Here is a 16,515-nt window from a genome sequence, read left to right on the forward strand (position 1 = left end):
AATCGCTTGAAAAAAGCTCATTTCGGAATGACAAACTGTGAGTATAAACACCCAACGTCACTTCGAGTCTACGAAAAGCCTCATAACAGTGATGCTACAACAATTTACAATCTTTATGTGATTTCTCCCTACGGTCGAAAAGACAAACTGTGTGTTAAAACCATTTTTAGTAGACTACTATTGACTTTACACAAAAGAAAAATCCCTCTAAAAGAGGGATTTAAAATATTAGAAATCATAATTCTTAACACTAAAAAGGAACTATAATACTAATAATTTACTTTGCTATTTTTTATTTTCCATTTAAAAACTTAGGCTTAATTACTAACATTGCCCAAGCCCAATTCTGATTATTAGCTGCAGCTGCTTCCGTTACACCTTTTAATTCATACATACCATCATTGGCAAACATTTGCGAATACCCAAGTACTAAAGAATATCCTTTAAATTTCTTTTTGTACACTAAATCTACTTCTGTTCCTAAAGATTTTTCTCCACTTGCTAAGGCTTGCTCTCCTCTAAAATTAAGGGCTTTTACCATTAAACTAGAAGAATCATCTATAGTAAAGTTTGCACTTACATGATAATCTACCAAACCAATTGAGTTTGCGTGGTTACCCACATAAAAATAATCCATAAAACCATTAAATTTATGGTTTGTTCCATATAAAGGAAAGAATGCTCCGGTTTCTCCTGCAGCTCCATCATTACCACTAATTGCCTCAATACCTAGACCTAAACCTACTTTTGGCGCTACTTTATATGTTGCATCTAAACCTACTAAATAAGCACCTTTTACATCAACGCCACCTTGACGCTTACCTGTTTGTAAAAATGCATTTGCAGACAACCCAAAACTTCCATCTTTATACTCTAAATGCGTTCCTAAAGTTTGTAAATTACTAACTCCATCTGCTTCATTTGTAGTAGCATCAAATTCTTGAAAGCCATTATTTAATAACAATAAACTACCAGATAATTTATTCCATTTTTGCTTCATATATAACATTTGCATGGTTTTATATGAGAAATAACCGGTTGTATTATACGCAGTTCCTGCGGATTGAAAACCGGTTGGATTTGAATAATCTTGGTTAAATGCCAGTGCAAAGTCTAACATAAAATTATCTTTTTTATACTTAATTAAAGCGGCATCATGGTTTCTACCTTGTTGTGCCCAATCTAAGCCTCCTAAAATTCTTTGATCATCATAAGATAACACTTGACGACCAACTCTTGCAGATGTATTCTCTCCTAATTTAATTTCTGCCCAAGCCTGAAAAATAGCAAATGAGTTGTTTTGATCATTAGGTAAAATCTGTCTGTTTTCTCCCCAAACCATTACATCTTGTAAACTAACATATACCCAATAATTATCGGTCATATAGCTAGTATTTAACCGTACTCTTGTAGAAATTCCAAACCCTGCATCTGCTGCATCCGGAATTAAACTTCCAAATCCGTTTCTGTATTCTGTACGTGGTCTAAACTCTCCGTCTAAAGTAAGTTGTGCGTTTACAAATTGGAAACTCACTAACAATAACGCTAAAACTATGTATTGTTTTTTCATTTTTAATTCTATTTTAAGTTCTAATTTAATTTTTATTTGAGCATGCAATATAAAAAGACAAAAACATCTTTTTTATGATAAAACTCATATTATCCTGTTGAAAAATATCTTTATTTTAAACTTTTGTCTGTTGTATAAATTGATATTATTTAACGAGTACTATTTTCTGAAAACTGGTTTTTGATGCTTCACAAAGAGAACATTCATAACTTTCTGGTAGGTCTTTAAAATAAGTTTTAGGTGCAATATCTTGTGTAATATCTCCAAAAGCTTCATCATAAATTGTTAAACAATCTTTACATTGATATACTTCTAATTCGGTTGTTTCCTTTTTAGCTTCAGCCTCTTTCTCTACTTCTTTTTCACTACCTAATTGATCAAAATACAACTGACTTAATTCCATCAACAAACCAGGTAACTCTACTTTATCCACGTCTTGTACGTGCATAATATATTGCCTAGTATTTGGATCGAAATTTTTAGCATATAACAGGTTATACGTATCTCTTGTCTGAAAATTACCAATCATTTCTGGTTGCTTATTTTTTTCAACTACGATGGATGTAAAATAATAAGCGGCTTTGCTATAATCTGTAATTCCGAAGGTTAAACCATAGGTACTAATATCATTCTGATCGAAGTTAGAAACCAAGTATTTCTTTAAATTTAAGGCATCTTTATTTGCTACCGGAATGTGCCAATTTAACTCTAACATAGAATGGCGAACATTGATTCCTCGCTTCCCTAAAAACTTCTCCCAAACCAGTTTAGATTCTTTCGGAATCCCTTTCACTACAAAAGATTTCCAAGGTGTAATAGAAATTTTACCAATTTTATTTTCAGAGCACAATTCGCACATTTCCTTTAAGAAAGAAATATCGTATTTATTGTTTCTCCAATACAAGCCCAACCAATATTTATCCATACCAATTTTGTTCATTCCTTCAAAATAAGGAAAAGGATAAAAAGGCACTTCTAAAGGTTTATCAACTGTTCTATTATTGGTGTCAATGGCATCACTTACCAAATCAAAAATCATTTCTATGGTTTCTGGTTCTTCTTGTAAGATATTTTCTATGGCAGTTTCAATCTTATCTAAATCCCAACTATAAATTAAAGCAGGATACATTTGTGTTTTTTTCCAATCTGGAAGCCTCACATACAAATACCAATAATCTTCATGCTCTGAAGCAATAAAATTAATATTCCCTGTAAACAAAGGAACTAAACGTTGTTTTGGATCCGTTAAATTGATTTTCAATTTCGATTTTGATCGAAACTGTTCTAATAAATACAAGTATCGATCTCCTGTTAACCAAGAAGTACTCGGAAAAATATCTGCACAAACATAAGACGATACAATGTTTTCTACACCAGTTTCATCGGCTTCTACTAATTCTAATTTATCAAATTGAGCCAGCTCTTCTTGATTTATTTTTTTTGGTAATAAAATATCTTGTCGAGACCCAAAAGAAATTGTTTTCTGACCTAAACTTTCTACGGATTCGCAGATATATTTTAGTTCTCCTGGAGATAAAACGCCACCTCTAACTATTAATCTATTTAATTGCTTGCTCATACCGTTACTTTTGCATTATTCAAAATATCTCTTACTTCCGTTTTACAACTTCCACACCCTAAACCGGCACCCGTTTTATTACATAATGCTGTAAAATCTGTACAACCACCAGCAATTGCTTCTTCTATATTACCCGATCCTACTTGGCTACAAGAACAAACTAATTCTCCCAACATTGGGGTATCATTAGATGCGCCTCTTAACAATGTATCTCGCTTGTCAGACATTTCTATCTTACTTTCTATCAAAGTCTTAAACTCTGCAAACTCATTTTTATCACCTACTAAAACAGCTCCAATTAATAAATCGTCTTTTACAATACACTTCTTATAATATCCTTTAGAAATATCTGTGAAAATAATTTCCTCGTAACTCGGATCGTTTTCTGGCACTTTAATTTCACCAATGCTACACAAGTTTAAATCGCTGAATTTTAAAATATTCATCAACACAGAACCTTTGTAAGCTTCACTGATATCTCCAGCAATAAAGTTGGCTAAAATACCTGCTTGCTCTTCTGCTGCAGAAGTAATTCCGAATAACTTGTTTTCAAACTCTGCAATCTCTCCAATGGCAAAAATATCTGGATGAGAAGATTGTAAATGCTGATTTACTTTTACACCTCGTCCGCAAAGAACACCGTTATTTTTAGCAATTTCTATATTTGGTCTGGTACCAATCGCATACACAATTGCGTTTGCCGTAATATATTTTCCAGATTTTAGGTTGATGGTTAATTCGCCTGTATCTTCATCATCAAAAACAGTACTTACCTCATTATCAAAATAAATTTGAATACCTCTTTCTTGTACATTTAGAGATAATAATTTACTAGAAATTTTATCTAACTGACGTTCCATTAATCGAGATGCACGTTGAATAATTGTAATCTTTACATTCTTATGCTTCATCGCGGCAGCCAACTCTAAACCTAACAAACCTCCACCAACAATTACAACATGTTGTTCTTCTGGCGGTAAACCTGTACTGTCTAGGTAATTTTTAAAGCTGTCTGCATCACTTTTATTTCGCATGGTAAAACGACCTGGTAAATCTATCTGTACATCTTTCGGGATGAAAGGTCTACTACCAGTTGCTAAAATTAGCTTGTCAAAAGAATGCTTTTCTCCGTTAGAATCTGTAACTATTTTAGCATCTTTATCAATCTTTTCTATAATTGTTTCTGGGTGAATTTTAATATTTAAATTCTTTAATTCAGCATTTTTTATTTTCAGTAATTGCTCCCAAGAAAGTTCTTCTGTAATATATTCTGGTAATAAAACACGGTTGTAAAACAGGTTCTTTTCCATAGAAAAAACATGAATTTCATCAACCTCATTATAATCTCTATAATTTTGTAAAAATCGAAAAGCTGCGGCCCCTGCACCAGCAATAATAATTTTGTCCTTCGGTTTTTTATATTTTGAAACAGAAACAGATGTAAACTTAAAATCGGGTTCTTTAGAAACCGGATCTACATGTGTGTTTGTTAAATTATTTGCTCTATTTAAATTACTTTTTAACACTTTACCCCAATGCATTGGCAAGAAAACAACACCTTCTTTAATATCGTCTGTAATTTTTGCACGCACTCTTACAACTCCATTTGCACTTTTTATTTCGGTAATATCACCCTCTTTAATTTTGTTTAAAAAAGCGTCTACCGGATTAATTTCTAAAACTGGTTTTGGGTAATGTGTTTTTAACCTTGCTACCTTGCCCGTCTTCGTCATCGTATGCCATTGATCTCTAATACGACCTGTGGTTAAAATCAACGGAAATTCCTCATTTGTTTTTACGGATGTATTTTCTATGGTAGATGGTGTATTAAAAATTGCTTTCTGAGAGGGTGTATAAAACTTTCTATCCTCAAAAAGACGCGGTGTTCCTTTACTTCTATATTCATTTACGGGCCACTGAAAAGTACCTTCGTTTTTTAAACGATCATAATTTAAGAAAGAAACATCAATATTTGTTCCTTTGGTCATAGACGCGTATTCGTCGTAAATTTCTTCTGCTCCGTTAAAATCGAAACCTCTAAAGCCCATTCTTTGTGCAAAATCACAGAAAATTTCTACATCTGGTCTTGCTTCTCCTGGTACTTCTATTTCTTTTGGTAAATAAGAAATTCTACGTTCAGAATTTGTCATGGTACCTTCTTTCTCTAACCAAGCTGCAGCTGGTAAAACCAAGTCTGCAAAAGCTAAAGTATCTGCTTTGTGAGAAATTTCTTGCACCACCACAAATTTAGATTTTGCCATGGCTTTTTCTATCTGATGAGAATTTGGCATACTCACCAACGGATTTGTACTCGCAATCCAAACAGCTTTTACTTTTCCGCTTTCTAAAGCATCAAACAATTCTGTTGCCGTTAAACCTGGTTTTGCAGATATTTTATCTACGCCCCAAAACTGTGCAACTTCTCTTCTATGTTCTTCGTTTCCTAAATCTTTATGAACCGCTAATAAGTTTGCCATTCCACCAACTTCTCGTCCGCCCATTGCGTTTGGCTGCCCTGTTAACGAAAATGGACCAGCACCTGGTTTACCAACTTGCCCCGTTATTAAAGATAAGTTTATAAGTGAGGTGTTTTTATCTGTACCAATTACACTTTGGTTTAAACCCATTGCCCACATGCTGATAAATCCTTTTGCAAGACCAATCATTTCTGCAGCTTTTTGAATATCTTTTGCTGGAACTCCACAAATTTTAGAAGCTTGCTTTAAAGATGTTCCAAAAATCACTTCTTTATAACCATCAAAACCTTGCGTATGTTTTTTGATAAAATCTTCGTCAATTAAACCACTTTTATACAAACACCTACCAATGGCATTGTGCAAAACAACATCGGTTCCTGGTGTTAATTGCAAATGTAAATCTGCAAATTTTGCTGAATCTGTTTTACGTGGATCAATTACTATAACTTTTACCTTCGGATTTTCTTCTTTGTGTTTTTCTATTCGTCTAAATAAAATTGGATGACACCAAGCAGGATTTGCACCTGTTATTAAAAAACAATCTGCTAATTCTATATCATCGTACGAAATTGGCACACTATCTTCTCCGAATGTTTTCTTGTAACCAACCACCGCAGAACTCATACATAAACGTGAGTTGGTATCTATATTATTGGTTCCTAAAAACCCTTTTGTTAGCTTATTTGCTATGTAATATTCTTCGGTTAAACTTTGTCCGGAAACGTAAAAAGCTACTGAATCTGGACCATGTTTTTTTATGATGGATTTAAAAATATTCGCTGCTCTATCTAAAGCTGTATCCCAAGAAACACGCTCACGCGGATGCGAACGAGACCATCGCATTTCTGGGTACAAAATTCTGTCTGAAGTATCATTGGCAACGTAATGCAGATTCATCCCCTTAGAACATAACATTCCTTTATTAACAGGATGGTCTTTATCACCTTCAACAAAAATCTTGTTGTTAATGTCTTTTTTTACGATAATTCCACAACCTACTCCACAGTAAGAACACGTTGTTTTAATTTCATTTTTAATCATTTAGACCAATATTTTATACTAAATACGACATTAAAATTTTACCAACCAAAGTTTGATTTTATTATTCTGAATACACTAAAAAAGTGGTATCGAATTTTTAAATCAATAAAAAAACACAAGATTAACAATGAATTTTGTTATTTTTTTATTGATTAGATTGGACGCTTAAGAACTCTCTTTTAAGCTTTTATTTTTATAGGTATTAACTCTTCTACACCTCTTGGAGCTTGCTCTTCTTCCTCTTCTGTTGAGAATTTAATAGTTAATGCCACAATACCTGTAACTACAACGACAAAACCAATTAGTAAATATCCGCTAGACACCGCGCTTGAAGATGCCGCAGACTGTGCTGCCTTAACAACCTCTGCACTTAAACCTTCACTAGATAAAATTGCTGATTTTTCTGCCAATGCAGATTTAGATTTTAACAACATTGCTGCTAAAAAAGCACCTACATTACCTCCTGCTCCAACAATTCCAGAAACAGAACCAATTGCTTTCTTATTGATAAATGGCACTACAGAAAACGTTGCTCCTTCTGCCATTTGAACACTTAAACTAAATAAAATTAATAATACAACTCCTAAAACTAAACTGGTTGCTCCAGAGAAAAATATCAACATTACTCCTTGTAATGTTAAAATGAAAGATAAGAATAAAACACGACCTCTTAATCCTTTTAATTTACCGAATTTATCACCAAAGAAACCACCTAAAGTTCTTGCAAAAATATTCATCAATGCAAATGATAAAACAATGTTACCAGCAGTTACTCTTTGTAATTGAAACGTATTTTGAAGATAATCATCCATAGTTCCATAAACGGTTAATTCAATTCCGAAACTTGCTGCATAGACTACAAAAAGAATCCAAACCCTATAATCTTTTAATACTTCTAAAAAACCAACTTGGTCTTTTTTAGTAACCACCATTTCTCCAGCTTCTTTTAACTCGCTAAAATTTCCTTTTGGCGTATCTGTTGTAAAGAAGTAATATACAATTCCCATTGCAAAACAAACAATACCAGCAATTACCATAGAATATCTCCAAGCCTCACCATCTGCAACACCAAAAGCAACAACTGCTGCTGCAATTAAAGGCATTCCTAATCTATTGGCTCCACCACCTAAATTTCCCCAACCTGCAGAAGTTGCATTTGCAGTACCTACAATATTAGGCGCAAACATTAAAGAAGTGTGTACTTGTGTTATTACAAAGGATGCTCCAATAAAACCAATAAATAGTCTACAAACTAAAAATTGAGTGGGTGTTTGTACCAATCCACATAAAATTACAGGAATTGCACCTAACATTAACAACCAAGTATAACATATTCTTGGTCCGTACTTGTCACATAATTTACCAATTAGTAAACGGGCAAAAACAGTACCAGAAACGGCTAAAATAATTGAGTTCCATTTTTGATCTGGTGTTAAACCTAAATCTTTTACAACATCTGGCATAAATGGTACAATACCAAACCATGCAAAAAAGCATAAAAAGAATGATATTGAGGTAATCCAGAATGTACGAGTTGCTACATTCTTAAAATCGAATAGACTTAATTTTGTTGACTTTTCTTGAGCTAGATTTATCATAATACATATTTTTAGATACACAAAACTAAGTATAAATACTTAATTAACTATCTAAAAAATACGTATTATTTAAAATTTACTAGATTAATAATTACGTAGTATCGAATTTATGAATTTGATAAAATTGGGGTTTAAAAATAATTGGTATGAAAAAGGTGTATTATATAAAATGATGCTATTCAATTAAAAATCAAGAGATAAATTGTAACAAATAGTTCAATTATACTACTAATCAATTGAAAATAAACAGAACAAAAATGAAAAATAATAAAGGAATAAACCTATTTGTACTTGGAATGGCACTTTCAACAATCGGAATGACATTTTTAGCTGATTATAGAAATTTACAATATAGCGCTATGATTCTTGGCTTACTAATTATGATATACAGTGTATTTGTAATTGATAAATTAAAAAAAAATCAAACGAAAAAGTAAGTATTAGTTGTTACACAGAGATGCGCTAAGAAACTCAGAGATGCACAGAGATTCTTTTCTTTGCGAGCTGAGCTTTGCGGTTTATTCTATATTAACTGATATTCTTTCGCTTTATTGGTTAATTCTTGTAGGTTTTTAGCTTCTAGTTTCTTCATTAAGTTAAAACGATGTACTTCTGCAGTACGTTTACTAATTGCTAGTTCATCAGCAATATCTTTATTATTCTTTAACTCTAAAACTAAAGTCAGTACTTGTCTTTCTCTCTTTGTCAATTTAAAAGGAAGTTCTTTTATAACTGTTTTCGCCTCTTCTTTTCTAGCAGTATTTCCGTTTACAAAATTGTTCATGATAATGGTAGAAACATCACCCGTAAAATACTTATCTCCTGCAGCTACATTATTTACAGCTTTTAAAAACTCTTCTTTACTTGCTCCTTTTAATAAATAACCATCGGCTCCTGCTTGAATCGATTTTACTACGTATTCTTCAGAATCGTGCATAGAAAGTACAAGAGTTTTTACATCAATCTTGTTTTTAGTAATTTCTGCAACTACTTCAATTCCGTTCATTTCCGGCATACGAATATCTACAATAAGAACGTGCGGTTTGTTTTTAGCAATAACTTCTAGCGCTTCTTTTCCGTTAGAAGCTTCATCAATCACAGTAATTCCTGTTTGATCTTCTAAAAGTGCTTTTATTCCGTCTCGTACCAAAACATGGTCGTCTGCTAAAACTACATTTATCATAATTGTAACTATTTTATACGTACAAAAATAAGGTTTTTAAGTAAAACTACGTATTTATATAATGTGGAGTTTTGTGTTATCACTGTTATGAGACTTCTCAATACTTCGAAGTGACAAATTGAGTGGTGCTTTCTACATCCAGTTTGTCATTTCGACGATAGGAGAAATCACATAAGGCTTGGTTTGTGTTGTTGTGGTATTACTGTTATGAGAATTCTCAATACTTCGAAGTGACAAATTGAGTGGTTATTTTTACGTGCAGTTTGTCTTTTCGACGATAGGAGAAATCCACGCTAGTGCTCATTTGTAACGAGTACCGTAACAATTATAAATCAATATACTTTATGATATATAAAAATTAACCACATAGGAACATAGAAAAACATAGCGGTATCATTGTTGTATTTTTTTTCTCGCTAAGGCGCTAAGACGCAAAGTGGTGTGCGTATTGTATTCCCACGCTAGTGCTCGTTTGTAACGAGTACCGTAACAATCTTCAACACAATTATAAACCAATATAAACTTTATAGTTTATAAAAATTGACCACATAGGAATATAGAAAAATATTGTGCTATCACTTTTGTAGGATTTCTATCGCTAAGACCCAAAGTGGTGTGGGTATTGTGTTTCTTCCTGGAGCCTGCATTGAGCGCAGACGAAATGGGAAGATTAAGATGGACTATTAAATAGGAATATTCAATGTAACTCTAGTTCCTTTTCCTAATTCAGAATTTAAAAACAAACGACCATCAATATATTTAATACGCTCTTTCATAAACGTCATTCCCATGCCACCATCTCCATTTTTAACTTTCTTTATTTTGGATGGTTCAAAACCTTGTCCGTCATCATCAATATTTATACTTAAAATATTTTGGCTATGAGAAAGAGACACTAAAATATGTGAAGAATCTGCGTATTTAATAGCATTATTAATAGCCTCTTGTACAATTCTATAAATATTAATTTCTACTAAAGAATCTAGCCGTTCGTTAAAACCTGTTTTATTAAAAAAGATGATTTCCTTTCCTGTTAATCTTCCTAATTCATGCGTTAACTTGGTAATTGCAGGCACAATTCCGTGATCTGATAATTCTGGCGGCGTTAAGTTAAACGTAGCGGTTCTAACGCCTTTTATAATATTGGTAGTTAATTCTTTTAGGTGTTCAATTTTTAAAGTCGTTTTCTCAATATCATTCATATTGATGCTTTCTAGATTGTACTTTAATCCAGTTAGCATTTGCCCAATTCCGTCATGTACGTCTTTGGCAATTCTGTTTTGTTCTTTTTCTTGATTTTCAATAATCTTACTAGAGATTATTTTTTGCTGACTAATTTTCTCTTCAAAACTTTCTTCTGTAAGTCTTTCTATTTCTATTTGAGCTACTTTTCTATCTGTAATTTCTGATGCAATAATTAACAATTCAGATCTTTCTTCTGTAGGTCTATACGGAACTATAGACATTTCTAACCAAATTGCTATATCGCCTTTTATGGTTGCTTTTACTTCACCTTGCCAACCCGTTTTTTTATGACTATTAATTAAGTCTTCAATTAGTAATTGCTCGTTTTCATTGCTCGATAAAACAGTCCAAAACAATACTTCTTTTTTAAATTTTGATAACTTAAACAAACGAGAAAACTTATTTCCCATATGAATTAAATTTCCACTTGGAGAGACTCTTGCAAACAACAAAGTTTCATCCATAGCATGACTTAAAGCGCGTAATTCTTTTATTGATTTTTCTTTAGAAAGACTTAACTCATCTGCATCAAAAGCCATTTTTTTAGCCTTCTTTTCTGCAAATAATAAATCTGATAATGTTGCTTTTACCGATTTTGCTGCCGGCCAAAAAATAAATACTAATTCTCCTAAAAGAATCAATAATGTTAAACCCATTAAAGAAAGTTCTAATTTTCTTAACCAAACTACTTTTTCATCGGCTTCTAAATCGTACTGATTTACAATTTCATCCATTATCAACAAAAAAGAACCTTCATTATTAGTTACTTTTTTAATATCCGAAGTTAATTCTTCTACAGAAATAGTAGCATTATCTAACTTTTCTATAATTGCCTTTGATGCTTTTTGAATAGTCTCAAAAACAGGGTTAATTGCTATAAACTTGCTTTTAATTTTATCACTATTCTGCTTAGGAAGCCCTAAACTGTCATTTCCTTTTTGAAGTGACGTATGAGATAATTCCCACAAATAAAGTGTGGCTGTTATTTTATTTTTAAGGAGAATTCTATTTTTTTCATCCGAAGAAACCAAAAGAGAAACTATTTCTTTGGTTAATTTCTGACTCAGCATTCTTTGTCTACCAGCAACATTAATTACGGTAGAATCACTTTTTTGAGTTTCTAAATGATTGCGAACTAAAACCTGACTAATAATTACAGAAAGTGCAATAGTACTTAATGCCACAATATATAAACGGCTTAATTTATTAAACGTTCTTTGGTCTAATGAATTGCCGTTTTTAGTCATAATAAATTACATTTTGTTTATGAAATAGCTTGTTTTACCAAGGCCAAACTTTTTTCTGAAAATGGAATTTTTAAGGCAGCTGCATGTCCATTGTCAGACATTTTTACCCATGTTTTCTTTAAAATATCGATAATTTTTTCATCGGTATGTTTTGCTGCAAATTCATCAAAATAATAATCTAGAAAAACCAGACAAATAACGTCTTCTAAAGTTTGAGATTCTTCGTTTTTCTTTATGAGTTTTTTTAAGATAATTTTTTCTACTCTGTCTACAAATTGTTCATCAAAACCAACTTGTTCTAGAATTTCTCCGGTAGTACTTGCATGCATCTTTTTTAATTCTTCACGCCATTTTAAATATCCAACTCTATCCATTGGATATTCTTTTCTACCAATTTTCCAACGACAAATATGATGACCTCTTACAGAAATCTGAAGTGCCTTTGATGCATTAGAGTCAAACTGAAGCAACTTTCTCGTCATCCTTTGCGAGTACAATAACTCTTTAGGATACTCTAATCCAGAAACTTGATAGGTGTTTGGGTCTTCTGCATTTTTTTTATCTATTAATGCAATGGCAGTTTCAAATCTTGTTGGCTTCATCTTTTGTGTTTATTTAAAAACGTGCTACCAATTTTCTTGGTAGTATCCGTTAAAATTGTCATTCCTGTAAAAACAGGAATCTAAATAGAAAAAACCATTTTCATTTTTCTATTCTGAGAAGCCAATATACACATTTTCTGCTTCAATCTTAATAGGATACACAGCAATAGGTGCTAAATCTGCATTTAAATTTTCGCCCGTTTCTAATGAAAACGTTTTTTTATGCAACGGACACGCAATTTTAGGAATCCCTTTATGATCGCCTAACATACCTCTAGACAATACGTTTTCTTGCTTTTCTGGTGATAAATTCTGACAAGCATACCATTTACCTAATCTCGAAAAATTGAAAACTGCAATTTGTAAGTCTTTATACTTTACACAGGCGCCACCATCTTTTGGAAATGCACTAACTGATGCTGCTTTAAACCAAACTTTTACATCTGCTTCTTTTACTGTTTTGTATTTTAAAAGTAATGTGTCCATAATTGTTGTTTTTGTTGATGTGTTCTCGATACATAATTTCTTAAAAAGAAATTTCACTCGAACTGACAGTACGTTTTAATAGTTCTAATTTAGTGTTGTCACATCGAGTTATTTTGCTTTTTTGCAAAATTGTATCGAGCTATTTTTATTTCTTAATTTATCTTTAATTTTTCCAAAGTTCTGGCATTTTCTGATCACGTAGAGGCACAAATACCAAGTTATCATCTCTATCTTCTGAATTTACAAAATGCTGAAAACGTTTTTCTGTTTCTTCGTTTTCAATTGCTTGTTTCCACTCACATTCGTAAGCATCTACTAAGAATTGCATTTCTTTTTCTAGATCTTCAACAATATTTAAACTGTCTTCTACAACCACTTTTTTCAATTGCTCTATTCCGCCTTCTAATTTATCTAACCAAGCAGCAGTTCTCATTAACGGAGCAGCCGTTTGTATGTAATAAATTAAGTATCTGTCTAAATATTTTATAACTGTTTCGTTGTCTATTTTTTCTGCTAATAACTGTGCGTGTCTTGGTGTTGCTCCACCATTTCCACCAACATAAAGATTCCAACCACCTTCTACAGCTATAATTCCAAAATCTTTACCTCTTGCTTCTGCACATTCTCTAATACAACCAGAAACACCACCTTTAATTTTATGCGGAGAACGCAACCCTTTATATCTGTTTTCTAATTCGATGGCAAACGTGATACTTTCATCTAAACCATAACGACACCACGTAGAACCCACACAACTTTTTACCGTTCTTAAAGATTTTCCGTATGCATGTCCGCTTTCAAAACCAGCAGCAATTAACTCTTTCCAAATGGCAGGTAAATCGTTTAATTCTGCACCAAAGAAATCAATACGCGCTCCACCAGTAATTTTTGTGTATAAATTATATTTAGCACCAATTGTACCTAAAACAATTAAACCTTCTGGTGTAATTTCTCCACCAGCAATTCTTGGCACTACAGAATACGTTCCGTTACGCTGAATGTTGGCTAAAAATTTATCGTTGGTATCTTGGGTAACGTCTTCTTTATTTGGCGTGTCATTATATAAACTTGCAAAAATTGAAGAAACCAAAGGCTTACACGTTTCACAACCATGTCCGGTTCCACAAGTATCTAACGCTTCGTTAAAGGAAGTCAGTTTTTTAGCTTTTATAATTCCGTATAATTCTTGTCTGCTATATTCAAAATGTTCACAAATTACATTTTTAACCGTTTTTCCTAACGATTTTAAGGTTTCGTTTACTAAATCTGTAACCATTGGTTTACAACCACCACAACTTGTACTTGCTTTTGTTGATGATATAACTCCGGCTAAATCCTCACAAGAACCATCTTTTATGGCGCCACAAATCTGACCTTTCGTTACATTTTCACAAGAACAAATTTGCGCTGTGTCTGGCAAATCTAATGCGCTACCAAAAGCTCCGCCTTCTGTTGCTGGTAATATTAATTGTGCTGCATCTTCTGGAATTGCCATTCCGTTTAAAAATACTTGATGTAACATATTATAGTCGGATGCATCACCTACTAAGATTCCTCCTAATAAAGATTTACCATCTAAACTAACGTTAATTCTTTTATATAAATGTTGTGTTTTGTTTTCGAAAATAACAGAATGTCCTTTTGATGCTGGCATAAAAGGCTCTCCAAAACTTGCTACATCTACACCAATTAATTTTAATTTGGTAGACATATCTATTTCTGCAGGCATTAACTCTTCTGTATTTCCAATAATTTGATTCACCGCAACACCCGCCATATCGTAACCAGGAGCAACTAAACCATAAATCATTTGATTGTACAAAGCAACCTCTCCAATTGCAAAAATATTTTCGTCGGAAGTTTGCATTTTGTTGTTGACTACAATTCCGCCACGAACACCCATTTCTAAACCAGAAGTTTTACCAAGCTCGTCTCTTGGTCTAATTCCGGCAGAAACCACTAACATTTCTACATCTAAAACATCGTCTTCGCCAAACTCCATTCCTGTAATAGCATCGTCTCCTAAAATCTGATTGGTTGCTTTACTTAAATGTATATTTAATCCTATAGATTCTAATTTTAATTGCAATACTTTACTACTTCTTGCATCTAATTGTCTTGGCATTAATTTAGGCGCAAACTCTACAATATGAGGTTCTAAACCCATATCCATAACCGCTTTACCAGCTTCTAAACCTAACAATCCTCCACCTAAAACGGCAGCTCTTGCATTCGGATTTTTTTCTTTCAGTTTTGCTGCATACGCTAGCATTCCTTCTAAATCTTCGATGGTTCTGTATACAAAAACACCTTCTTTTTCTACGCCTTTAATTGGCGGAACAAAAGCAGAAGAACCTGTAGCTAAAACTAAGTAATCGTAATTAAGCACTCTATTTTTTGCAGTAATAATTGTTTTTGTTTCTCTTTGTATATCAGAAACTCTTTCGTTAACAACTAAATCTATTCCGTTTTCTTTGTACCATTCTGCAGGTGCCATTTCTAAGGCTTTTGCATCTTGGTTTTCGAAAAACTCACTTAAATGGACTCTATCATAAGCAGGTCTTGGCTCTTCACCAAAAACAATAACTTTAAAATTTTTACTTTCTGGAGTTGCTGCAAATTTTTCACAAAATTTATAACCAACCATTCCGTTTCCGACAACTATAACTGTTTTCATAATTACGTATTTGAATCACAAAACTAAGTATTATTACGTATTTATACGTATTTTTAGTTGTAATATTTACGTATTAATCAAATTATTATTGATTTAAAGAAATGAATACTTATAAATTTAATATTATTTAAAATTTAGCAATCAGAATTGTTAATAGTGTATTTAAGCTTTAATACGATTACAGTTTTTAATATCTTTGACAATCACCTAACGATTTTTATTAAATGGACGATTTTTTACTGTATTTTAAAATGGGTTTAAACCATGTGTTAGACTTAGCTGCGTACGATCATATTTTATTTTTAATTGTTTTGGCTGTAGTTTTTAGCTTTCACCAATGGAAAAAAGTTTTATGGTTGGTTACTTTATTTACTATCGGACATTCTATTACATTGGCTTTATCTGCTTACGGAATTCTAAAAGTAAAAATGGATCTTATTGAGTTTGCGATTCCGGTAACTATTTTTATAACCGGACTGGTAAATGTGCTTACAGCTAAAAAGGCATCTTCTGGTAAACAAAGCATCAACTTATTGTTTGCTGTTCTTTTTGGTTTTATTCATGGATTGGGTTTTTCTAATTACTTTAAAATGATGGTTGGCAAAGAAGAAAGTAAATTGTTACCACTTTTAGAATTTGCTTTAGGTATAGAAGCGGCTCAGATTATTATTGTTTTAGGTATTTTAATTATTGGTGCATTACTTCAGAATTTTATTAGAGTTACCAGAAGAGATTGGATTTTAGTTTGCTCATCTATTGTTATTGGTTTTGCCATACAAATGATGCTAGATAGAGTGTTTTGGTAAAGCT

Annotated in this window: 11 protein-coding genes; 2 read left to right on the forward strand and 9 right to left on the reverse strand. The window is 32.5% G+C overall.

What is annotated here, in order from left to right:
• Positions 1-292 precede the first annotated feature (292 nt).
• The 4 genes from KV700_RS10420 to KV700_RS10435 all read right to left on the reverse strand — a co-directional run bounded on the left by KV700_RS10420 (position 293) and on the right by KV700_RS10435 (position 8,265).
• Positions 293-1,570, reverse strand: a complete 1,278-nt coding sequence (locus tag KV700_RS10420; protein WP_218597851.1) for an alginate export family protein — start codon at positions 1,568-1,570, stop codon at positions 293-295.
• Positions 1,571-1,715: 145 nt separating this feature from the next.
• Entirely contained in the window at positions 1,716-3,149 is a 1,434-nt protein-coding gene (locus tag KV700_RS10425; protein ID WP_218597852.1) for a rubredoxin, read from the reverse strand.
• Complete coding sequence (locus tag KV700_RS10430) at positions 3,146-6,667, reverse strand: nitrate reductase (protein WP_218597853.1); 3,522 nt, start codon at positions 6,665-6,667, stop codon at positions 3,146-3,148. Before KV700_RS10430 ends, KV700_RS10425 begins: the two co-directional genes overlap by 4 nt.
• A 179-nt stretch (positions 6,668-6,846) precedes the next feature.
• Positions 6,847-8,265, reverse strand: a complete 1,419-nt coding sequence (locus tag KV700_RS10435) for an MFS transporter (protein ID WP_166385985.1) — start codon at positions 8,263-8,265, stop codon at positions 6,847-6,849.
• 257 nt (positions 8,266-8,522) lie between these two features.
• Here KV700_RS10435 and KV700_RS10440 point away from each other — a divergent pair, with 257 nt between their 5' ends.
• Positions 8,523-8,702, forward strand: coding sequence for a hypothetical protein (locus tag KV700_RS10440; RefSeq protein WP_166385987.1), 180 nt, complete (start codon positions 8,523-8,525; stop codon positions 8,700-8,702).
• Positions 8,703-8,788: 86 nt separating this feature from the next.
• On the opposite strand, the gene KV700_RS10445 is transcribed toward KV700_RS10440, so the two are convergent.
• The 5 genes from KV700_RS10445 to nirB form a co-directional block, all read right to left on the reverse strand.
• A complete protein-coding gene (locus tag KV700_RS10445; protein ID WP_218597854.1) occupies positions 8,789-9,448 on the reverse strand; it encodes a response regulator transcription factor in 660 nt (219 codons plus the stop codon).
• A 683-nt stretch (positions 9,449-10,131) separates the two neighbouring features.
• Positions 10,132-11,940, reverse strand: a complete 1,809-nt coding sequence (locus tag KV700_RS10450) for an ATP-binding protein (RefSeq protein WP_218597855.1) — start codon at positions 11,938-11,940, stop codon at positions 10,132-10,134.
• A gap of 17 nt (positions 11,941-11,957) precedes the next feature.
• The gene (locus KV700_RS10455; protein ID WP_218597856.1) at positions 11,958-12,542 is read right to left on the reverse strand and encodes a DUF4202 domain-containing protein; all 585 of its coding nucleotides are present in this window, start codon (positions 12,540-12,542) and stop codon (positions 11,958-11,960) included.
• A gap of 108 nt (positions 12,543-12,650) precedes the next feature.
• The gene (gene nirD, locus KV700_RS10460) at positions 12,651-13,028 is read right to left on the reverse strand and encodes a nitrite reductase small subunit NirD (RefSeq protein WP_166385995.1); all 378 of its coding nucleotides are present in this window, start codon (positions 13,026-13,028) and stop codon (positions 12,651-12,653) included.
• A 163-nt stretch (positions 13,029-13,191) separates the two neighbouring features.
• Complete coding sequence (nirB, locus tag KV700_RS10465; RefSeq protein WP_218597857.1) at positions 13,192-15,705, reverse strand: nitrite reductase large subunit NirB; 2,514 nt, start codon at positions 15,703-15,705, stop codon at positions 13,192-13,194.
• A gap of 224 nt (positions 15,706-15,929) precedes the next feature.
• Between nirB and KV700_RS10470 the strand changes: the two genes are divergently transcribed.
• Complete coding sequence (locus KV700_RS10470) at positions 15,930-16,511, forward strand: HupE/UreJ family protein (protein ID WP_166385999.1); 582 nt, start codon at positions 15,930-15,932, stop codon at positions 16,509-16,511.
• Positions 16,512-16,515: the final 4 nt, after the last annotated feature.

The organism is Polaribacter sp. NJDZ03 (assembly GCF_019263805.1).
Lineage (GTDB): Bacteria > Bacteroidota > Bacteroidia > Flavobacteriales > Flavobacteriaceae > Polaribacter.